Source organism: Acinetobacter sp. A1 (assembly GCF_012371315.1).
Classification (GTDB): Bacteria; Pseudomonadota; Gammaproteobacteria; order Pseudomonadales; family Moraxellaceae; genus Acinetobacter.
Genome location: NZ_JAAZQY010000002.1, coordinates 25,497 through 45,744, shown reverse-complemented (window position 1 = coordinate 45,744; position 20,248 = coordinate 25,497). Strand labels below are relative to the sequence as shown.

Genomic DNA, 20,248 nt, shown 5'->3' with positions numbered 1-20,248 from the left:
AACAAGCCCATGGATTTTGATTTTAATTTGATTCTCGTTCCTGCCACGCTGTTTTTTATTGCAGTGTGGTTGTTGGATAAATTTGTATTTAAGCAAAGAGCCAACAAAGGCCGAGGCAATGAAAATTTCATTATTACATGGGCCTATGACTTTTGGCCTGTTTTGGCGGTAGTGATGGTATTGCGTTCATTCTTATATGAGCCATTCAATATTCCGTCTGACTCGATGGTGCCAACCTTGGAAACAGGCGATTTTATTCTGGTGAATAAGTTTGAATATGGTGTGCGCCTGCCAATCATCAACAGTAAAATTATTGATGTCGGTTCACCAGAACGTGGCGAGGTAGCAGTTTTCCGTTATCCACCACAACCAAGTATCAGCTACATAAAGCGTATTGTAGGTCTACCGGGCGATCACATTGTCTATGATCATGGTCAGCTGAGTATTAATGGTGAAAAAGTGAGTAAAACACCAATTCAGTTTAGCCGTGACAAAGACAGTTTGGATACACCAACTTCAATTTACCATCAGGAAACTTTGGGTGAGCACACTTTTACTATGCGTGAGCTAGAAGGGGTGAATGTGGCACGTCAGGCGCCATTCCTGAACTATGTAGACAATGGTAAATATTCAGCAGAAAATGGTTTATATTGGGAAGTCAAAGTTCCAGAAGGTCATTACTTCGCGATGGGGGATAACCGCGATCAAAGTGCTGACAGTCGTTTTTGGGGCTTTGTACCAGAGGAAAACCTAACAGGTCGTGCATTCTATGTGTGGATGCATAAAGAGCCTGGGTTTAATTTGCCGTCATTTAGTCGTAACGGCAAAATTGATTAATACAGCAGATTAGGAAAATAAAAAATGCGTCATCAACAAGGGGCATCTTATATTGCAATTTTAATTGCAATTATTGGCTTTGCATTTATGGCAAAAGTCGCAATCGCAGTTTGGGGGCCATATTTCGATGATCGAATGTTGGATAACCAAATTGAAGAACAGTTATTGAACGGGCCAAAAAACCTCTCACCACAAAAATTTATTGGTGAAATGGATAAGCGTTTAAACATGAACAACATTCGTGATATGAAGTTTGCAGATGTTGCTCAAGTCACGAATGTCGATGGTCTGCAAGTGAAAAAAGAATATGAAATAAGAAAACCATTCTTATTGAATATTGATATTGTAATGAAATTCGAGAAAAGTTTTGATCAAAGCTCAGTCCAAGCTAAATGAGACCCGCCTAGCCAGCCGTATTGGTTATCAGTTTAAGCAAACTGAATTGCTTAAACTGGCTTTAACCCATCGCTCGGTCAGCCATAAACACAATTACGAACGCCTGGAATTTCTAGGCGATTCATTATTGGGCATGATTATCGCCAATTATTTATATGAGGCCTATCCTCACGAAAATGAAGGGCGTTTAACCCGTATGCGGGCAACCTTGGTACGCCAAGAAGCCTTGGGTAAAATCGCCAATGATTTAAAACTGAGCCAAAATTTAATTCTCAGTACTGGTGAATTGAAATCTGGCGGTCATCATCGTGAGTCTATACTGGCAGATACCGTAGAGGCGATTATTGGTGCTATTTATGTCGATAGTAACGATTTAAACTTGCTGCAATCCATTGTGCTAAAATGGTATAGCCCGTATTTAGATCACATTGAGCCAACCGATCAACTCAAAGATCCAAAATCCCGCTTACAAGAGTATTTACAAGCACGTAAAAAACCTCTCCCGGTTTACGAGGTTGTAGATATTCAGGGTGATGCACCGAATCAGCATTTTATTGTGGAATGCCGAGTCGATAGTTTACCCGTAATGAAGGGTGAAGGTTCAAGCCGTCGCTTTGCCGAGCAGGCAGTAGCGGCAGATATTTTAAAATTCTTGGAGCAAAAGTCTGAATGACCATCCATTCCGATCACGTAGATGCTGATCACGAGTCGAATAACGACGCCAATGACTTAATCAACCAGTTCTTTAGCGGTCAGGGAACTGAAATTCCATCTGATTTCCGCAGTGGTTTTGTTGCGATTGTTGGTCGCCCGAATGTGGGTAAATCGACCCTCATGAATCACTTATTGGGGCAAAAGCTTTCAATTACTTCACGTAAGCCACAAACCACTCGCCATAAAATTGTGGGTATTGATACCCGTGAAAAATCTCAGGCTGTGTTTGTAGACACACCAGGGATGCATAAAAAAGAAGTACGTGCCATCAACAAAATGATGAACCGTGCTGCATCTTCTGCTTTGCGCGATGTAAATTTAGTTCTGTTTGTGGTGGATGCACAAAAGTGGACCCAAAATGATGAACTGGTTTTGGAAAAGCTGAAAAATGCAGAAATGCCAGTGATTCTAGTCATCAACAAACTTGATACTTTTGAAAATAAAAATCAGGCATTGCCGATTATTCAGGAACGTGCCAAGTTAATGAACTTTGCCGAAATTGTACCTGTATCGGCACTGCGTGGTGCGAACCTAGATCATTTGCGTGACACGATTGAGCGCTATTTGCCATTCCAACCACCACTGTATTCGTTGGATCAAATCACAGACCGTTCTGAGCGCTTCTTGGCGTCTGAAATTATTCGTGAAAAAATCATGCGTCAATTGGGTGAAGAGCTGCCTTACGATTTAACTGTACAAATCGAATCATTTAAAACAGAAGATGCTGTTTTGAATGAAAAAACAGGTCGTATGAAAGCACCATGTACTTATATTGATGCCACTATTTTTGTAGATCGCCCAGGGCAAAAAGCCATTGTGATTGGTGAAAAAGGTGCGAAACTGAAAAAAATTGGTATGGATGCACGAGTCGATATGGAAAAAATGTTCGAGCAAAAAATCATGCTGACGCTTTGGGTAAAAGTTAAAGGCGGTTGGTCTGACGATGAGCGTGCATTAAAAAGCTTAGGATATAGCGATATCTAAGTTTGAATAAAAGGGAACTGTGATGATGAAAGTGTTGGCAATTGTGGCATGTATGTTTGTCTTGCAAGGTTGTATTCATAAAGTTGTGACAGTTCCCGTTAAAGTTGCCTATAAAACTACGAAGGGTGTGGTCAAAGGCACTGCTGCTGTTGTCGGTGCTGTCATCCCAGATGGTGATGACGAAGAAGAATCTCAGCCAGAAAAAGCCAAAGAACAGGATTAATTGACGCAATTATGCGCAATGAAATCTTGCATGGTTATCTCATCCATCATCGTAAATACCGTGAACGAAGCCATATTGTGCATTTGTTTACTCGTGAACATGGGCGGGTTGATGGTATTTTAAGACAAATGCCACCACCGCAATATCAACCGATTCGTATTCAGGCATCGGGAAAATCAGAGCTTAAAAACTTCACTAAACTGGAAATTGTCAATCAGCCTGTTTTTTTCTTTGGTGATGCATTTTTTTCAGGTTTTTATTTAAATGAAATTGTGTTGCGACTTTGTTCGGTTGAAGTCGAAATGCCTGAAACTTTTGTGCAATACCATCAGACCTTAGCGTATTTGCAGCACTTATCTAGCCAAGAAAATCCAAATCAGTTTTTAAGACAGATTTTGCGTCAGTTTGAACATGCTTTATTGGAAGAATTAGGTTATGCCATCGATTTCTCAGTCGATGCCAATCAGGAAGCAATTCAACCTAATCTGCATTATCATTTTCAGCTCAATGATGGTTTTATTCCCAACGCTCAAGCTTCACGGTCAAACTTACTCGGTGCGCAGATTCTGAGTATGTGTGACTATGAAAAGGGTAGGGATTTTAACCCAGAGCAGTTACAATTACTGTCTAGGCTGTATCGGCAAATGATTAGTTCACTGTTGGGTGATCGACCTTTAAAAAGTCGCCAATTGTGGATTCAGAATTCTCAAACTCAAGCGTAATGTAGGAATCTATTATGGCTTTACTCGGTGTCAATATTGACCATGTAGCAACTTTAAGACAAGCGCGTGGCACGAACTATCCAGACCCTGTAAAGGCCGCGTTGATTTGTGAACAAGCGGGTGCAGAGGGGATTACTTTGCATTTGCGTGAAGATCGTCGTCATATTCAGGATGATGATGTACGTCGCATGCGCCCATTGCTAAAAACCCGTATGAATTTGGAAATGGCCGTGACTGAAGAAATGATCGCATTTGCCAAAGAAATTCGTCCTCAGCATGTTTGTTTGGTACCAGAACGTCGTGAAGAAGTAACCACAGAAGGCGGTCTAGATGTCGTGGGGAATTTTGAAGCTGTCAAGGCAGCGACGCAAGAATTAACAGCAATGGGTTGTGACGTTTCATTGTTTATTGATGCTGATATTGCGCAAATTGATGCAGCAGTGGCATGTGGTGCACCAACGATTGAAATTCATACAGGTGCCTATGCCAATGCAGCAAGTGAAGCCGCACAACAGGCTGAGCTAACCCGCATTTTGCAAGGTGTTGAATATGCAGCCAGTCGTGGTTTGGTGATTAATGCAGGACATGGACTGAATTTAGAGAATGTAGGCCCAATTGCTACGATCCCGCACATCCATGAGTTAAATATTGGTCATGCTTTAATTGGTGATGCAGTATTTGTCGGTTTGGAACAAGCCGTAAAACGCATGAAAGCCGCGATTGATGCAGCGCGTTAATTTGAATCTGTATATTTAAGATTGAAAGATAAAATTTGAAAAGTTATGTCTAGCATAAATTATGATGAATTAATGCAGCCTGTGATTGCATTTTTAGGTTGTGAAACGCCGCAAGCTTGGCTAGATGAAGCATTAAAAAATTTAGATATTTTGATGCAGGATCATGCTAACTGTGAAAAGAAAGCAGCGGGTACAGCCATGAACCTGATGTTCCGTTACAGCTTTTTTACCGATTTACAGGTCAAATTGGCGCAATTGGTACGTGAAGAAATGCTGCACTATGAACAAGTATTGGAGTTCATGGCAAAGCGTGGGCAGGTGTGGCAGGGTTTAAGTGCGGGGCGTTATGCGGGGGGATTGCGTAAAGAAATCCGAACCTATGAGCCTGAAGCATTAATTGATGTATTGGTGATTGGTGCATTTGTAGAAGCACGTTCATGTGAGCGTTTTTATGCGCTTGCTCCTTTGGTTGATGAAGAACTAGGTAAGTATTATCGTTATTTACTTAAATCTGAATCACGTCATTATGAAGATTATTTGGCACTGGCTTTGGACGTGGCTAAAACAGCAAAACTGAAAAACCCAGAAGAAGATATTCAGGGGCGAATTCAGCATATTCGTGAAGTTGAAAAGAACTTAATTCTCAGCCCAGATGATCTGTTCCGTTTTCATAGTGGTGTGCCTGCACAAGCTGCTTAAACTGTATAGATAACTTTGCATGCAGATAAAAGCGGAACTTCGGTTTCGCTTTTTATATTTTGATGCTTATAGACGTGTTGATAAATGCGGCTATCTCTCAAGCTTTGGGTATTTAAAAAGAAGCCCAACCAATAAATTTCAGGCAATAAAAAGCCCAAGTCATCATGCTTGGGCTTTTTAGAATTTGGCTCTCCCACCTGGGCTCGAACCAGGGACCTGCGGATTAACAGTCCGTCGCTCTACCGACTGAGCTATGGGAGAATCTGCATGCGATTATAAGCAGATTTAAGCAAGGGTCAAGCAAAAACTGTCATGTTCCTTTCATTTTTATTTTATATGCTTTTTATTTGAGCAAAAAAATAATATTTTCCAAAAAATGCCTGACAAAACTTGCATCATGAAAAAACGATTGTTAGTCTGAATGGCATAACAAAGTGTTTAAGCACAAACTTAAACAGTGTGGATTTAACCCAACTTGCCAGCACTAAAATGGCTAAATAGGAGTAAGCGCATGAATACGCTCAGCATTTCTGATATTTTTTCAAATTTTTCTTATTATCAAGAACATTATCTTTCTATTCTTTCCAACCTTGAACAGTACGCAACACCTGTTCAAGGTGCCTATATTCAAGTTTGGCCTTTGGCGCATCAAGATTTATATTTGGGTGATTTATTGCAATTGTGGTTCAGTGAAAAATGGCTGATACAATCGTCTTGTCAGTTATTGTCAGACCATCCTGACAATGGCACGAAAAAACCATTGCAACGTGACAATGACCTATATTTATATCAATTGGCAGGCAGTGCACTTTCTGGCAGTAACCGTTCACGGGTGTGGTCGCTGTCTGAGCAAAAAATCTTACGTGTCGAGTTAAACTCTGCTTTTCGCTATTTATGCGAATTTAAAGGTACATCTCGACCTGAAGTTTCAAAATCTGAACTGATTACCGCATTAAAAAAGGGTGTTTAACTTTGTATAGATAAACACATTAGTGCGTTCAATTTTGCCAATTCAATCATTGAAATTGAGTTGGCAGTTTTGAAATTCTTTTTACTACGAACTGCAGATAGTAGTAATTGAAAACTAAACATACGATAAAATCATGTAGTGCAGCTTGATAAGGATATTCAGCCGTGTGGTTTAAAATAAGTATTGCCATGTTGGCTTTTGCTGCAAACTCTGTGCTTTGTCGCTTGGCTTTGGCAGAGCAGAAAATTGATCCTATGAGTTTTAGTCTGCTGCGTGTGGGCAGTGGGGCAGTCGCTTTAGGCTTGTTGTATGTCCTTTTTCAGGTACAACATCCTTTACAATTCCAATGGAAATCTGCGCTGAGTCTGACTATTTATATTCTCGGTTTTTCTTTGGCCTATTTGTATATCGATGCAGGTGTAGGTGCATTGCTGCTGTTTGGTGCGGTGCAAATCACCATGATTAGTTATGCCGTTTGGCAGGGTGAACGCATGACTTGGCCACGCTGGACAGGGTTAGGCTGTGCCTTGTTTGGTATGTGTTTATTATTACTGCCTGAAGTTGATGCACCGACGTTTAAATATGCACTGATGATGCTTGTTGCAGGTATTGCATGGGGTTTTTATAGCATCTTGGCCAAGAATATGCAGCATGCTTTGACTGCTACCTTGTCCAATTTCCTTTTTGGACTACCGTTAGTGGCTATGTTGTTTCTGTGGCACTTACCAGACAGTTTTATTAGTTTGAATGGTGTAGTTTTAGCTGTGCTGTCAGGCGCGCTTGCATCAGGTGGGGCCTATGTGCTGTGGTACAGCATTGTTAAAAAAATAGATGGTATTACTGCCAGTACCGTGCAACTTTCTGTGCCCAGTTTGGCGATTCTAGGTGGGGTAATTTTTCTGGGTGAACAATTAACATGGTTGATGCTATTTGCCAGCTTGATTGTGCTCTGCGGCATTTTGATGGTGATTTTAGCCAAACCGCGTGTATAAAAGTATTCTCTTTCTGGGGCTATATATGCCATGCGTTTAAAAATGATCGTCGCAAAATGAAATTAGAAATAAAAAACCCACGATTCAATCGTGGGTTTTGTTCATCTAAACAAGTTTAGATTATTGTGCAGCTTTTTCAGCTTCGATAGAAGCAATCGCTGCATCTACGCCTTCAATTGATTCAGCAGCTTTTTTGATGCGTGCAAGCGCATCTACAAGCACTTCGTCTGCAGTTGCATAAGAAATACGCATGAAACCGCCTAAACCGAACGCATCACCTGGAACAACAGCAACACCAGTTTCTTCCAATAACCATGCAGAAAATTCTGTGCAAGATTTTAAGCCTTTTGCACGAATTAATGGTTTGATGTTTGCGTATGCATAGAATGCGCCATCTGCAGGTAGGCAAGAAATACCTTTGATGTCATTCAAGCCATTTACCACAAGGTCGTGACGGCGTTTGAATGCTTCAACCATTGGCTCAAGTACGTCTTGTGGGCCATTCAACGCAGCTTCTGCAGCAACTTGTGAAATAGAAGTTGGGTTAGAAGTAGATTGTGATTGGATTTTTTTCATTGCACCAATCAATTTAGCAGGACCCGCTGCATAGCCTATACGCCAGCCAGTCATTGCATAGGCTTTAGACACACCGTTTAATACGATTGTGCGGTCATAAAGGTCTGGTGCAACAGTCGCAATGTTGTAGAACTCATCTTCCCAACGGATTGGCTCATACATATCGTCAGAAGCAATAAATACTTCAGGATATTTACGTAATACTGCAGCCAAAGCTTCTAATTCTGCTTTGGTATAGATCATACCTGTAGGGTTAGATGGGCTGTTCAACACCACTAAACGAGTTTTGTCTGTGATTGCTGCTTCTAATTGTTCAGGTGTGATTTTGAAACGTTGTTCTTCACCACATTTCACAATCACTGGCACGCCTTCAGCAATGATCACCATGTCTGGATAGCTTACCCAGAATGGAGCAGGGATGATGACTTCATCACCTTTGTTTAACAAAGCTAAAGCCAAGTTAAAGAATGATTGTTTACCGCCACAAGACACCAAAATTTGGTTAGCTTGGTAGTCAAGATTATTGTCACGTTTTAATTTTGCGATAATCGCTTTTTTAAGACCTGGCGTACCGTCAACAGCGGTATATTTTGTAAAACCGTTATTAATTGCGGCAATTGCAGCATCTTTGATGTGTTGTGGTGTATCGAAATCCGGCTCACCTGCACCTAAACCAATCACGTTATGACCCGCAGCTTTAAGTTCAGCAGCTTTGTTGGTTACAGCAAGTGTTGGGGACGGTTTGATGGCATTGACACGATCAGAGAGACGTACGTCCACGGCATATTCCTTCTTATAGGGATAAAAAAATAAAAAGCATATTATCTTAGCCTAAATTCGATGGCTACGTCGTTTAAAATTGCATCAAATTAATAAAAAATCACCAAATTAGACCAATTTCTTATAAAAACTGGCTCAAATTGAAAGTGATGTGGAAGTTTCTCGCATCATGCGGCAAAAAACTTTAAAATAAGCCAAATTTTATTAGAGTGATGGTCATGAGTAAGCAGCAGCCTACTTCAAAAAAACCATTGGTGAATCTCCCATTCCCAATGCCGAACAAAGCACAAGATAATGATGAAGCAGTGCATAATTCGGTGCGTCCTAAACCTGAGCAATATGCCGATAAAACGTGGCCACCACCACGTGGAACCCGTCGTTCTATGGGTAAGCGCTAAAAAAAATGCCACATTGTTGTGGCATTTTTTTATGGTCTTAAAATTTTAAATTATCAGATTAACGTACATGTTTACGGGCTTTGTTGGCAGGCTTCGGTGGTGCAATTTCACGTACGCCATGCCAAACATCGCTAAAGTCTTGCTCATTGATATTATACAGCTCCAATAAGGCTAAAATGGCGGCACCAAATAGCATAGGCCCTTCAGAATTGCTCTGGAATTCAAATACCTTACCATTTAAGTTGTGCAAAATATCCTGAATTTCAAAGACCCGATCACGACCATTGCTGTCGGTTGGGTACATTTGTGTATTCAGTATAATTTTGGCTAAGGCTTTTTCATTTTCACTCAAAGCCAAGACTTCAATTAATTCATCGGTGGCAGGGGTGAAAATCACAGAATCACGGTAAATGGTATGTAACAGTTTTTGTGTCAGTCTAGGTAGTGCTTTTTCAACAAAAGGACGAAATGACGCAGGGAAAATCACATTGTGCGCAATGCCTTTAAACATAGGAGCAATTTCTTCAACGGTATAACCTGCAATACCACAGCCAATTGAAGTTAAAAAATACTTCATTTTAGGATGATTTTTGGCATAGGTTTTAAAGTCATCTACATAGTGCTGAATCTGTGAAAGTGGCATTTGTTGTAAATGTTCATTCATGGTAGGAATGGCAAAACTTTGTCCTGCCCAACCGCGTCCCACACCATCTACCGCACCAAAAAATTCTTTGGCAGTTCGTGCTGCCCCACCCGCATGTTGTCCTGCCATGTTACTGCCAAATACGAAAACAGTATCTTCAGGGAGGCTTTTGATAATTGATTCGTCGTGATATTGGTAAGTCATGAGTGTGTGCTTTTATGGTTGTCGTCCTGAAATTTCATGTTGCCTTTGAATAGCCTATGGGTCAAGCCTTAAAGCAGCGCTTAGCGCTAAATTAGTCGTAGCACATCTCAGAGCGGAAACAGCAATTGGAGCTTTGCATGCAGATGCGCAACATCCTGCCTACATATTCGGCTGCCCCGACAGCAGGCAAGTCTGCTAAAATGTCAGGTTCGCATCAAACAAAAGAGCTGCATTTGTGAGTGATAAGCAACCTTTCGATTTAGTCACCAACTATCAACCTGCGGGTGACCAACCACAAGCCATTGAAAAATTGGTTCAAGGGATAGAACAGGGCTATCACGATCAGCTATTACTGGGGGTGACTGGTTCAGGTAAGACCTATACCATGGCCAATGTGATTGCCAGAACACAGCGCCCAACCATTGTGATGGCGCATAACAAAACCTTGGCAGCGCAGTTATATGGCGAATTTAAAGCATTTTTCCCGAACAATGCGGTTGAATATTTTGTCAGTTATTATGACTATTATCAGCCTGAAGCGTATGTGCCATCTTCAGATACTTTTATTGAAAAAGATTCCGCGATTAACGATCACATTGACCAAATGCGACTCTCTGCGACACGTGCATTATTAGAACGTCGTGATGCGATTATTGTGGCGTCTGTTTCTGCTATTTATGGTTTGGGCGATCCGAATGCCTATATGAGTATGTTACTGCATGTGGTGCAGGGAGATCGGGTGAATCGGGATGATTTGATTCGTCGTTTGGTCGAAATGCAATACACGCGCAATGAGCTGGAGTTTTTGCGTGGTACTTACCGTATTCGGGGTGAAATTTTAGATATTTTCCCAGCTGAATCTGATCAGCATGCTATTCGCATAGAATTGTTTGATGATGAAGTTGATTCGATTCGCTGGTTTGATCCACTCACAGGCAAATTGGTACGCAAAGTACCACGGGTGACGATATATCCTAAAAGTCACTATGTAACGCCTAAAGATAATTTGGAACGCGCGATTGGTACCATTAAAGAAGAGTTGAAAGAGCGTTTGGTGTTTTTCCGCGAACACGACAAATTGCTGGAAGCGCAGCGTATAGAACAGCGTACCCGTTATGATTTAGAGATGATGCAACAATTGGGTTATACCAATGGCATTGAAAACTATTCACGACATTTGTCTGGCCGTCCCGCAGGCGAAGCTCCACCAACTTTGTTTGATTATGTACCTGATGATGCTTTGCTAATTATTGATGAGTCACACGTGACTGTGCCGCAAATAGGCGCAATGTATAAAGGTGACCGCTCCCGTAAAGAAAACTTGGTGAATTATGGTTTCCGTTTGCCAAGTGCGTTGGACAACCGTCCCATGAAATTTGAAGAATGGGAGCGCATCGTGCCATCCACAATTTATGTGAGTGCCACACCTGCACAATATGAATTGGAAAAATCACAGCAAATTGTAGAGCAAGTGGTGCGTCCAACAGGGTTGATTGACCCTGAAATAGAAATTCGTCCTGTGCTGACGCAAGTGGATGATGTGCTTTCAGAAATTAATATACGCAAAGAACTGAATGAGCGGGTGTTGGTCACGACTTTAACCAAACGCATGGCTGAAGATTTAACCTCATATTTAAAAGAATACGGTATTCAAGTGGCTTATTTACACTCAGATATTGATACCGTGGAGCGGGTTAAAATTATTCACGAATTGCGTACAGGTGTGCATGATGTACTGGTTGGCATTAACTTGTTGCGTGAAGGTCTGGATATGCCAGAAGTCTCTTTAGTGGCTATTTTAGATGCCGATAAAGAAGGTTTTTTACGCTCGGAACGTTCATTGATTCAAACTATTGGACGTGCAGCACGTAACTTAAAAGGCAAAGCAATTTTATATGCAGACCGCATTACGGACTCTATGCAAAAAGCCATAGATGAAACAGACCGTCGTCGTGCTAGACAGATTGAATTTAATACCTTACACGGTATTACACCTCGCAGTGCCGTGCGTCAGGTCATTAAAGAAATTGATACGGGCGAAGTGCTGAATGATGAACAGGTCGATGAAAAAATCAATGCACAAACCCGTGCTTTGAGTGCCGATGAACAGCATATTTTGGCCGATCCTAAACTGTATGCAAAACACATTGCTAAGCTTGAAAAAGAGATGCTAAAAGCCTCTAAAGAATTGCAATTTGAACAGGCGGCACGTTTAAGAGATGAAATTCTGCGTTTAAAAGCACAAATGCTGCAATCGGGCTAAATCTTCAGCTTTACCTTATTATTGTAAATGCTTTATGCGTCCAACTACGTGCATGTAAATTTGAGTTTCAATATTTACATATCCATACAGTAAATTGAAAAGCTTGCGGTTATTTTGAAGAAGATAAATGAAATTGACTTTAAAATTAGAGCTTAGAGGTATTGTATGACTGCTAAAAAACTCCCGTTTGCAGGTGCACGACTCGCCAAAATTGCCCTAGGTGGAGCGGTACTAATAGGTTTAGGTGCAGCCACTTTGGCCTATTCCAAAACCAATGAGCCGATGAAAACGGTTGAAAAAGTTGAGTTAGATAAGTATTTGGGCGTTTGGTATGAAGTGGCGAGAAAACCTCTCTATTTTCAGAATAAATGTGCTTCCAATGTAACCGCAGCCTATACCTTAAATGAAAATGGCAATGTGCAGGTCGATAACCGTTGTACTGGAAAAGATGGCAAACAAATGCGCGCATTGGGTGAAGCTTTTGTGCAAAATGCGCCTTTTAACAGCAAACTTAAAGTCAGCTTTTTACCTGAAGTTGTACGCTGGTTACCTGTAGGACGCGGTGATTATTGGGTATTAAAACTTGATGAAGATTACCAAACGGTATTGGTAGGTGAGCCACGCCGTAAATATTTATGGGTACTGTCGCGCACCACGCAGCCCGATCAGGCTGTGGTTAAGGAATATCTGAATTATGCTAAATCATTGGGCTATGATTTGGGGGATGTGATTTATACCCAACATACACCAAAGAAAAAGTCAGCTGAAGAATAAAGTGAAATAGAAGAGCTAAGCCATAGCTAAAAGCATGATAACCTGCTCAGTTAAATAGCGAGCTTAATAATTTAAAGATGGATGGACCACGCACAGACTGCGTGGTTTTTTATGTGTGAAAAAAATCTTAGATTTGAACATGTAGTAAAATAATTCTATTAAAAATGTAGAAAAATGATGCACTTCTTTGCAAAATTTTAAGCAGTCAATATGCTGTCATTACAATATCGGTATAATGCACACTTGGGCAGGAGTGGGTAGATGTATAAAGGCGTAGCATTATCGGTTTTGGCATCGGTCACTTTTGGACTGTTGTACTTTTATACCCAACTCTTAAAGCCTTTAGACAGCGAAGAAACGTTTGCGTGGCGTATGTTGGCAACCTTGCCATTCCTGACCGTATTTATGTGGTGGTCGGGAGATTTTAAGCATATTTTCGCTATTTTTTCACGCATTAAACAACAACCACTTTTACTGTTGTGGTTGCTTGCCAGTTCTTTTTTATGCACCACGCAATTATGGCTATTTCTATGGGGACCTATTAACGGGCGAGGTCTACAAGTATCTCTCGGGTATTTCTTATTACCCTTGGTGATGGTCTTGGTCGGTTGCGTGCTCTATAAAGAAAAATTATCAACTTGGCAAATGGCAGCAGTTGCCTTGGCGGTGTTGGGTGTCAGTCACGAAATTTGGCGGATTGGCAGTGTGGCGTGGGAAACCTTATATGTCGCTTTTGCCTATCCTTTATATTTCTTTTTACGTCGTGTCTTTCAAACCGATCACTTGGGTGGTTTTTGGTGGGATTTGCTGCTCGTGATTCCTATTTCGCTGTATTTGGCCTTTGTCTATAGTGACAGTTTGCAAGTCATTGCAAATTTTACCCATTTAATTTGGGCGGTATTGGGACTGGGTTTTTTAAGTGCATTAGGGCTGGGTAGTTATATTTTGGCCAGTCGTTATTTGCCTTTTGTGATTTTTGGCTTATTGAGTTATTTAGAACCTGTGCTGTTGGCTTTTGCCTCAATGTTATTGGGTGAGCGAATAGAAGCAGGGGAATGGCTGACCTATATTCCAATTTGGTTGGCGGTGGCGTTGCTGGTAATGGAAGGTTGTTTGCATTTAAGAAAGCAAAAACAGAATCAGCAAGATTTACAGCAGAAGATAGAGCAGCAATCAGAGCGATAAATATCTTAAAAATCTATTGGCATACTTCTGTAGAAATACAAAGAAGATAGTTTAAAGGTTTGCCGATACATCTTAGTTTGAAAAAATGATCTTTTTTGAATTTAAGGTATAGAAAAAGCAGATGAAGCTTAAATATACCTGCCAAGTTTTTGGCCTGAAAAATTGAACATTGAATGAAAAAAGTAAAATCACAAAAATAATTACAACTATTTTATGAATTTATAGTGAATATATAAGAAAATAGTCGGGTCAATGCCAGCTTTTGATTCAATCTTGACGACAATTCCATTACAATTATCGGGTTTTGAAATTCATGCCTAGATATACAATTAATTAGAGGACGTATCTGTGAGCAAAGAGACTATCATCGCCCTACACGCAGAGCACCAAGGTCGCTGGAAAAACCGTGAAGAAATCGCGGAACGTATGATTGCTTTACTCGGTCAGTTGTACCGTGAAAAAAATATCATGGTTTCAGTATTTGGTCGTTCTTTAGTTAACCGTTCTGTGATCCAAATTTTGAAAGCACACCGTCGTACTCGTATGATGGATGTAGAACTTTCAGTTGTTCACACATTCCCAATTCTTGAAGCTTTAACCAAAGTAGAGAACATTGGTTCAGCAGAAGTTGACTTGGGTAAACTTGCTGTTGAATATAAAGAAAAAGGCGGCGATGTAGATGCATTTGTTGCAGACGCTGTGAAATCTTTAGCAGGTAACCCAACAACAGTAGAAAGCAAAGATGTTGTTCTTTACGGTTTTGGTCGTATCGGTCGTATTCTTGCACGTTTAATCATTGGTCAATCAGGTCTTGGTCGTGGCTTAAACCTTAAAGCTATTGTGGTACGTAAATCATCTGACGGTGATTTAGAAAAACGTGCATCTTTGCTACGTCGTGACTCTATTCACGGTCCGTTTGCAGGCACTATTTCTGTAGATGAAGAAAATGAAGCCATTATCGCAAATGGTAACTTCATCAAAGTGATCTATGCATCTAACCCATCTGAAGTAGATTACACAGCTTACGGCATCAACAATGCTTTAGTCATTGACAACACAGGTAAATGGCGTGATGCAGAAGGTCTTGCTCAACACCTTCAATGCCCAGGTGCTGCACGCGTAATTTTAACTGCACCAGGTAAAGGCGACATGAAGAACGTGGTTTACGGCGTAAACCAAGCTGACATTCTTGATGAAGATACCATTATTTCTGCAGCAAGCTGTACAACGAATGCAATCACACCAACTTTAAAAGTGTTGCATGACAAATACACTGTTGTGAATGGTCACGTTGAAACTGTGCACTCATTTACCAATGACCAAAACTTGATTGATAACTACCACAAGGCAGATCGTCGTGGTCGTGCGGCAACTTTGAACATGGTTATTACTGAAACTGGTGCAGCAAAAGCAGTTGCGAAAGCATTGCCTGCATTGCAAGGTAAATTAACAGGTAACTCTGTACGTGTTCCAACGCCAAACGTATCACTTGCTATCTTGAACTTAACGCTTGAGAAAGAAGTAGATCGTGAAGAAGTGAACGAATATATTCGTCAAATTTCAATTCACTCTAACCTTCAAGGTCAGATTGGTTATACCAACTCGACTGAAGTGGTTTCAAGCGACTTCATTGGTTCACGTACTGCGGGTGTATTTGACGCGCAAGCAACCATTACTTCTGGCAACCGTTTAACTGCTTACGTTTGGTATGACAACGAAGTGGGTTATAGCTGTCAAGTATTACGTATCGCTGAGCAAATGGGCGGCGTAAGTTATCCAAAAATTCCTGCTGAAACAAATGCATAATTTGTAACATCAGAATTTGAAAAAGAGCCTTTTTAAGGCTCTTTTTTTATACATTTTTTCTATGCTTAAAGCGTATGATAGATATTTGAAGTTTTAGCAAAATAAGTTATTCTAAACTTACAAAAATAAAGTCTATGTTTAAAAGTAAGCTTGATTTTTAATTCAACTTTTAAGGTCAATCTACACAAGGATCACGTTATGCAATATGCCAGCAGTCATGTACTCGGACAAGTCCTTGCCAAAGATTGTCCATCTCGTATTTTGTTAGAACACCTTGCCAATAAATGGTCGATGTTGGTGCTGCATTGTTTGAGTGAGGGTTTACATCGCTTTAGTGAATTAAGACAGCGCATTGAAGGGGTGAGTGAAAAAATGTTGGCACAAACCCTGAAAATTTTAGAACAAGATGGTTTGATTTTACGCACTGTCTATCCAACCGTACCACCTAAAGTGGAGTATCAACTTACGTTTGAAGGTTCACAAATTGCAGAAAAAGTTAATCAGTTGATTGATTATTTAGAAAAAAATATCAATCAGACTCTGTCAGAATAATTATCTTTCTTGCTGTCTAAAATCATAACGATCAATCAATAAAATACCTACGGCAAATATTAAAATACTCGCTACACAGCCCATCCAACCCCAGTGCTGCCATGCGTAGACCGCCGTCAGAGAACCAAGTGCTGCACCAGAAAAATAAATGGTCATATATACGGCATTAATACGTGAGCGTGCGGTGGCATCAATTCGATACACCAAGTTCTGATTCAGTACGTGAAATGCAGTGAGGCCAAAATAACTCATCAATACGCCCACTGCATAAGCCACAATATTCTGCTGCGCAAAAAAGAGTGGAATGCAAGAAAACAACATCAAACTGATACAGAGCATAGCGACAAAATTTTCATGTCCTTTGCCTACCGTTTTACCTGACCAGCTCGAAGAAAAAATACCAATCACACCCAACAAGCCAAAAAGCCCGATTTGGAAATCATTAAAATGATAAGGTGGATTGGCCAAGACAAAAGTCATGGAAGTGAAAACCAAAGATAAAATCGCAAAGCCTAAAGCACCTGCGCATGCTCTGCGAATTAAATGTGGCTGGGTGGTGGCCAATTGTATTAGAGAACGATAAATAGCTACCACGGTCAAATTTTTATTGGCAGTTGTAGAAGGTAGCTTTTTCCACATTAGCCCTGCAAACAGTAGGGTGATTATGCCGCTACTGAAATAAACACCTTCCCAAGACCAAAAGGTCGAAACAAAACCAGCAAAGGTACGCGATAAAATAATACCCATCACCAAGCCACTCATCAGTTTGCCTACAATGGCAGCACTGGATTCGGGTGGACTAATGCTTGATGCAAAAGGAATTAAAACCTGTGCGGAAATCGCACCAAATGTGGCACATACCGTAAAAAAATACAGCATGGTTAAATTGCTGCTAAAGGACAGTAAAATTTGTGAGAGTGCTGCAAAGACCATCAAACTCACAATCAATTTTCTTTTATTGAGTAAATCGCCCAAAGGCACAAGTAACATTAATCCTAAACCATAGCCGATTTGTGCAAGTACTACTGCAAAACCTGCTTGGCTGGTGCTGATGCCTAAACTTTTTTCAATTGAATAAATCAGCGGTTGGTTAAAATAAGCAGAGCCTGCACATAAACCACATGCTGTTGCCATCAGTAAAATAAATTGAGGAGATAAAGCAGTTGTTGTGGTTGCAGAGTCAGACATAAATGCAAGTAAAACAAAAAGGGCGGATGCACTATAAGAATTTAACCTAAGAAGGAGAAATAAGAAAAAACGATCACATGATTGTTAAAATAAATCAGTGATTTTGACGTTCCTGATATAAAAAGCCTGAGTTGATACGATTGCATAAATATAATTCGAGAAATTTTCTAAAATATGGCAGAATATACGGCTTTTAAAGTTTTAGAGGATTGGCAAGATGCGCTTTGTTGATGAGGCAGTCATTACCGTAGAGGCTGGCGACGGTGGCAATGGCGTAGCCAGTTTTCGCCGAGAAAAATTCGTACCATTTGGTGGACCAGATGGTGGTGATGGTGGACGTGGCGGCAGTATTTATGTGCAAGCCGACGACAACGCAAGCACCCTTGTAGATTATCGTTATACCCGTAAATTTCGCGCTGAACGTGGTAAAAATGGTTCTGGCGCAAACTGTGCTGGTCGTGGCGGTGAATCTGTTGTATTGACAGTACCAGTGGGAACGACCATTGTAGATACCGACTCTGGCGACATCATTTCAGACTTAGTCGAAAGTGGTCAGAAAGTATTGGTTGCACAAGGTGGAGATGGTGGTTTAGGGAATACGCACTTTAAATCATCGACCAACCGTACCCCGCGTAAATTTACGCATGGTACCAAAGGCGAGTTCCGTGAAATTCGTCTGGAGTTGAAAGTACTTGCGGATGTTGGCTTATTGGGTATGCCAAATGCGGGTAAGTCAACGTTCATTCGTGCTGTTTCTGCGGCAAAACCAAAAGTAGCCGACTATCCATTTACCACCATGGTGCCAAATCTGGGTGTGGTGGATGCAGACCGTCATCGTTCTTTTGTGATGGCCGATATTCCGGGGCTAATTGAAGGTGCGGCTGAAGGTGCAGGTCTTGGTATTCGTTTCTTGAAACACTTGGCACGTACCCGTATTTTGCTACACATTGTTGATGTTCAGCCTATTGATGGCTCTGACCCAGCGTATAATGCCAAAGCCATTATGGAAGAATTGAAAAAATTCTCTCCAACTTTGGCTAAACTGCCAATGGTGTTGGTGTTAAATAAACTGGATCAAATTCCTGAAGATTCACGCGAAGAGTGGTGTAAACACATTCTGGAAGAATTGCAGTGGGACGGCCCTGTATTTAAAACTTCAGGCTTAATGTCTGAAGGTACTCAGCAAGTGGTTTATTACCTGATGGATCAAATTGAGCAACAACGCGAACGTGAAGTTGAAGATCCTGACTATGCTGCAGAAATGAAAGCATTCCGTGATCAGCTAGAAGCTGAAACACGAGAACAAACCATTGCCGCGAAAGAAGCGTATCGTGAGATGCGCCGTCAGCAACGTCTTGCAGGTATGTTGGGCGATGACGACGAAGACGATGATGGTGAAGATGGCGATGTAGAAGTGTACTACGTACGCTAAGCGCTACAAAAAGTGACTGAGGACAAGATGATAGAAGTGGTAGATGGGCAACGTCAGCTCAAGGGTTGTAAACGAATCGTTGTTAAAATCGGATCATCTTTACTCACAGCCAATGGGCAAGGTTTAGATTTAGATGCAATCTCGCATTGGGCGGGACAAATTGCAGATCTACACAATGCAGGACACGAAATTATTTTGGTGTCATCGGGAGCTGTGGCTGAAGGTATGGTGCGAATGAAACTAGAACATCGACCCACTGATCTACCCAGTCTTCAGGCATGTGCTGCCATTGGTCAAATGGGGTTAATTCAGACTTGGTCAAGTGTGTTGGAAAAACACCAAATTCAAACGGCACAAGTACTTTTAACGCATGATGATCTGGCAGATCGTCGTCGTTATTTAAACTCATGTGATGCTTTGCAGAACCTGATTGAATGGCGTGTGATTCCTGTCATTAATGAAAATGACACAGTCTCTACCGATGAAATTCGTTTTGGTGATAACGACACCTTAGCTGCAATGGTAGCAGGGCAAGTGCATGCAGACTTACTGATCATTTTGACTGATCAGCAAGGCATGTTTGACTCTGACCCACGTTCTAACCCAAATGCAAAACTATTCCATACCGTACGTGCTTTGGATGAAAGCTTGTTCGATATGGCAGGTGGTGGCGGTAAGTTTGGGCGTGGCGGTATGCTGACTAAAGTTCGTGCGGCACGTTTAGCGGCTAAATCGGGCTGTCCGACGTTGATTGCCAGTGGTGAAAGTGACAACGTACTTGCGCGTTTAATGGCGGGCGAATTGTTGGGTACTTTATTTATTACCGATAATGACCGTATTGCCGCACATCAACAATGGTTGGCAGCACATTTACAAACAGCAGGACGTTTGGTCATTGATAATGGTGCAGTCAAAGCCATTAAAGAAAATCATCGCAGTTTATTGCCTGTGGGTGTAAAAGCCGTAGAAGGGCATTTTGACCGTGGTGATGTGGTGGAATGTGTAGATACGCAAGGCCATCGTGTGGCAGTTGGACGTGTAAACTTCAGTTCACGCTCTGCAGACTTAGTCAAAGGTTTGGCATCCGACAAAGTGCATCAAGTTTTAGGTGAAGCACGTTCACTGGAGATGATTCACCGCAATCACATGGCAATCTACTAAATTTTGCTCACG

At 41.2% G+C, this 20,248-nt stretch carries 21 protein-coding genes and 1 tRNA gene; 18 read left to right on the top strand and 4 right to left on the bottom strand.

Annotation, left to right across the window (positions count from 1 at the left end):
• Positions 1-9 precede the first annotated feature (9 nt).
• The 8 genes from lepB to HHA41_RS00990 are packed head-to-tail and all read left to right on the top strand — an operon-like array spanning position 10 to position 5,312.
• Positions 10-837 (top strand): signal peptidase I, encoded by an 828-nt coding sequence (gene lepB, locus HHA41_RS01025; protein WP_168460092.1) that lies wholly within the window; start codon positions 10-12, stop codon positions 835-837.
• A gap of 24 nt (positions 838-861) precedes the next feature.
• Entirely contained in the window at positions 862-1,233 is a 372-nt protein-coding gene (locus tag HHA41_RS01020; protein ID WP_168460091.1) for a DUF4845 domain-containing protein, read from the top strand.
• Positions 1,205-1,906 (top strand): ribonuclease III, encoded by a 702-nt coding sequence (rnc, locus tag HHA41_RS01015; protein WP_168460089.1) that lies wholly within the window; start codon positions 1,205-1,207, stop codon positions 1,904-1,906. The genes HHA41_RS01020 and rnc overlap by 29 nt, the downstream gene beginning before the upstream one ends.
• Before the next feature lie 2 nt (positions 1,907-1,908).
• Positions 1,909-2,931 carry a GTPase Era gene (era, locus tag HHA41_RS01010; RefSeq protein WP_171525572.1) on the top strand — a complete coding sequence of 341 codons (1,023 nt, stop codon included), beginning with the start codon at positions 1,909-1,911 and terminating at the stop codon, positions 2,929-2,931.
• A 22-nt stretch (positions 2,932-2,953) separates the two neighbouring features.
• Positions 2,954-3,154 (top strand): NF038104 family lipoprotein, encoded by a 201-nt coding sequence (locus HHA41_RS01005; RefSeq protein ID WP_168418161.1) that lies wholly within the window; start codon positions 2,954-2,956, stop codon positions 3,152-3,154.
• Positions 3,155-3,162: 8 nt separating this feature from the next.
• Positions 3,163-3,876: a DNA repair protein RecO C-terminal domain-containing protein gene (locus HHA41_RS01000; RefSeq protein ID WP_286428258.1), complete on the top strand. Its 714-nt coding sequence runs from the start codon at positions 3,163-3,165 to the stop codon at positions 3,874-3,876.
• An 11-nt stretch (positions 3,877-3,887) separates the two neighbouring features.
• Complete coding sequence (gene pdxJ, locus HHA41_RS00995) at positions 3,888-4,613, top strand: pyridoxine 5'-phosphate synthase (RefSeq protein ID WP_168460209.1); 726 nt, start codon at positions 3,888-3,890, stop codon at positions 4,611-4,613.
• A 45-nt stretch (positions 4,614-4,658) separates the two neighbouring features.
• Complete coding sequence (locus HHA41_RS00990) at positions 4,659-5,312, top strand: tRNA-(ms[2]io[6]A)-hydroxylase (RefSeq protein WP_168460087.1); 654 nt, start codon at positions 4,659-4,661, stop codon at positions 5,310-5,312.
• Positions 5,313-5,497: 185 nt separating this feature from the next.
• On the opposite strand, the gene HHA41_RS00985 is transcribed toward HHA41_RS00990, so the two are convergent.
• Positions 5,498-5,573: transfer RNA gene (locus tag HHA41_RS00985), tRNA-Asn, on the bottom strand.
• 250 nt (positions 5,574-5,823) lie between these two features.
• Here HHA41_RS00985 and HHA41_RS00980 point away from each other — a divergent pair.
• Together HHA41_RS00980 and HHA41_RS00975 are read left to right on the top strand one after the other, a co-directional pair.
• Entirely contained in the window at positions 5,824-6,282 is a 459-nt protein-coding gene (locus HHA41_RS00980) for a hypothetical protein (RefSeq protein ID WP_168460086.1), read from the top strand.
• A gap of 164 nt (positions 6,283-6,446) precedes the next feature.
• Positions 6,447-7,274 carry a DMT family transporter gene (locus HHA41_RS00975; protein ID WP_168460085.1) on the top strand — a complete coding sequence of 276 codons (828 nt, stop codon included), beginning with the start codon at positions 6,447-6,449 and terminating at the stop codon, positions 7,272-7,274.
• A 120-nt stretch (positions 7,275-7,394) separates the two neighbouring features.
• Here HHA41_RS00975 and HHA41_RS00970 read toward each other — a convergent pair whose 3' ends face one another.
• Positions 7,395-8,630, bottom strand: coding sequence for a pyridoxal phosphate-dependent aminotransferase (locus HHA41_RS00970; RefSeq protein WP_168460084.1), 1,236 nt, complete (start codon positions 8,628-8,630; stop codon positions 7,395-7,397).
• Between the two features lie 218 nt (positions 8,631-8,848).
• On the opposite strand from HHA41_RS00970, the gene HHA41_RS00965 reads away from it, so the two are divergent.
• A complete protein-coding gene (locus HHA41_RS00965) occupies positions 8,849-9,028 on the top strand; it encodes a hypothetical protein (protein ID WP_168460083.1) in 180 nt (59 codons plus the stop codon).
• 58 nt (positions 9,029-9,086) lie between these two features.
• Here the strand turns inward: HHA41_RS00965 and HHA41_RS00960 are convergent, their stop codons facing one another.
• Positions 9,087-9,875 (bottom strand): hypothetical protein, encoded by a 789-nt coding sequence (locus tag HHA41_RS00960; RefSeq protein WP_168460082.1) that lies wholly within the window; start codon positions 9,873-9,875, stop codon positions 9,087-9,089.
• 235 nt (positions 9,876-10,110) lie between these two features.
• Here HHA41_RS00960 and uvrB point away from each other — a divergent pair, with 235 nt between their 5' ends.
• From uvrB to HHA41_RS00935, 5 genes are all read left to right on the top strand, one after another.
• A complete protein-coding gene (uvrB, locus tag HHA41_RS00955) occupies positions 10,111-12,138 on the top strand; it encodes an excinuclease ABC subunit UvrB (RefSeq protein WP_168460081.1) in 2,028 nt (675 codons plus the stop codon).
• 165 nt (positions 12,139-12,303) lie between these two features.
• Positions 12,304-12,912: a lipocalin family protein gene (locus HHA41_RS00950; RefSeq protein ID WP_168460080.1), complete on the top strand. Its 609-nt coding sequence runs from the start codon at positions 12,304-12,306 to the stop codon at positions 12,910-12,912.
• A gap of 261 nt (positions 12,913-13,173) precedes the next feature.
• Positions 13,174-14,097, top strand: a complete 924-nt coding sequence (gene rarD / locus HHA41_RS00945) for an EamA family transporter RarD (protein WP_019837675.1) — start codon at positions 13,174-13,176, stop codon at positions 14,095-14,097.
• A 348-nt stretch (positions 14,098-14,445) separates the two neighbouring features.
• Positions 14,446-15,903, top strand: a complete 1,458-nt coding sequence (locus HHA41_RS00940; RefSeq protein WP_168418170.1) for a glyceraldehyde-3-phosphate dehydrogenase — start codon at positions 14,446-14,448, stop codon at positions 15,901-15,903.
• Positions 15,904-16,101: 198 nt separating this feature from the next.
• Positions 16,102-16,455, top strand: a complete 354-nt coding sequence (locus HHA41_RS00935; RefSeq protein ID WP_168418171.1) for a helix-turn-helix domain-containing protein — start codon at positions 16,102-16,104, stop codon at positions 16,453-16,455.
• On the opposite strand, the gene HHA41_RS00930 is transcribed toward HHA41_RS00935, so the two are convergent.
• Complete coding sequence (locus HHA41_RS00930; RefSeq protein WP_168460078.1) at positions 16,456-17,643, bottom strand: MFS transporter; 1,188 nt, start codon at positions 17,641-17,643, stop codon at positions 16,456-16,458.
• A gap of 217 nt (positions 17,644-17,860) precedes the next feature.
• On the opposite strand from HHA41_RS00930, the gene cgtA reads away from it, so the two are divergent.
• The gene (gene cgtA, locus HHA41_RS00925) at positions 17,861-19,075 is read left to right on the top strand and encodes an Obg family GTPase CgtA (RefSeq protein ID WP_168460077.1); all 1,215 of its coding nucleotides are present in this window, start codon (positions 17,861-17,863) and stop codon (positions 19,073-19,075) included.
• A gap of 27 nt (positions 19,076-19,102) precedes the next feature.
• Positions 19,103-20,236: a glutamate 5-kinase gene (gene proB, locus HHA41_RS00920; protein ID WP_168460076.1), complete on the top strand. Its 1,134-nt coding sequence runs from the start codon at positions 19,103-19,105 to the stop codon at positions 20,234-20,236.
• The last annotated feature ends 12 nt before the right edge of the window (positions 20,237-20,248 follow it).

What these genes read in the sequence shown, in the direction of transcription:
- lepB (WP_168460092.1), top strand. Translation starts at nt 10, where the DNA reads ATGGATTTTGATTTTAATTTGATTCTCGTTCCTGCCACGCTGTTTTTT.
- HHA41_RS01020 (WP_168460091.1), top strand. Translation starts at nt 862, where the DNA reads ATGCGTCATCAACAAGGGGCATCTTATATTGCAATTTTAATTGCAATT.
- HHA41_RS01005 (WP_168418161.1), top strand. Translation starts at nt 2,954, where the DNA reads ATGATGAAAGTGTTGGCAATTGTGGCATGTATGTTTGTCTTGCAAGGT.
- HHA41_RS00990 (WP_168460087.1), top strand. Translation starts at nt 4,659, where the DNA reads ATGTCTAGCATAAATTATGATGAATTAATGCAGCCTGTGATTGCATTT.
- HHA41_RS00980 (WP_168460086.1), top strand. Translation starts at nt 5,824, where the DNA reads ATGAATACGCTCAGCATTTCTGATATTTTTTCAAATTTTTCTTATTAT.
- HHA41_RS00965 (WP_168460083.1), top strand. Translation starts at nt 8,849, where the DNA reads ATGAGTAAGCAGCAGCCTACTTCAAAAAAACCATTGGTGAATCTCCCA.
- HHA41_RS00960 (WP_168460082.1), bottom strand. Translation starts at nt 9,875, where the DNA reads ATGACTTACCAATATCACGACGAATCAATTATCAAAAGCCTCCCTGAA.
- HHA41_RS00950 (WP_168460080.1), top strand. Translation starts at nt 12,304, where the DNA reads ATGACTGCTAAAAAACTCCCGTTTGCAGGTGCACGACTCGCCAAAATT.
- rarD (WP_019837675.1), top strand. Translation starts at nt 13,174, where the DNA reads ATGTATAAAGGCGTAGCATTATCGGTTTTGGCATCGGTCACTTTTGGA.
- HHA41_RS00935 (WP_168418171.1), top strand. Translation starts at nt 16,102, where the DNA reads ATGCAATATGCCAGCAGTCATGTACTCGGACAAGTCCTTGCCAAAGAT.
- HHA41_RS00930 (WP_168460078.1), bottom strand. Translation starts at nt 17,643, where the DNA reads ATGTCTGACTCTGCAACCACAACAACTGCTTTATCTCCTCAATTTATT.
- cgtA (WP_168460077.1), top strand. Translation starts at nt 17,861, where the DNA reads ATGCGCTTTGTTGATGAGGCAGTCATTACCGTAGAGGCTGGCGACGGT.
- proB (WP_168460076.1), top strand. Translation starts at nt 19,103, where the DNA reads ATGATAGAAGTGGTAGATGGGCAACGTCAGCTCAAGGGTTGTAAACGA.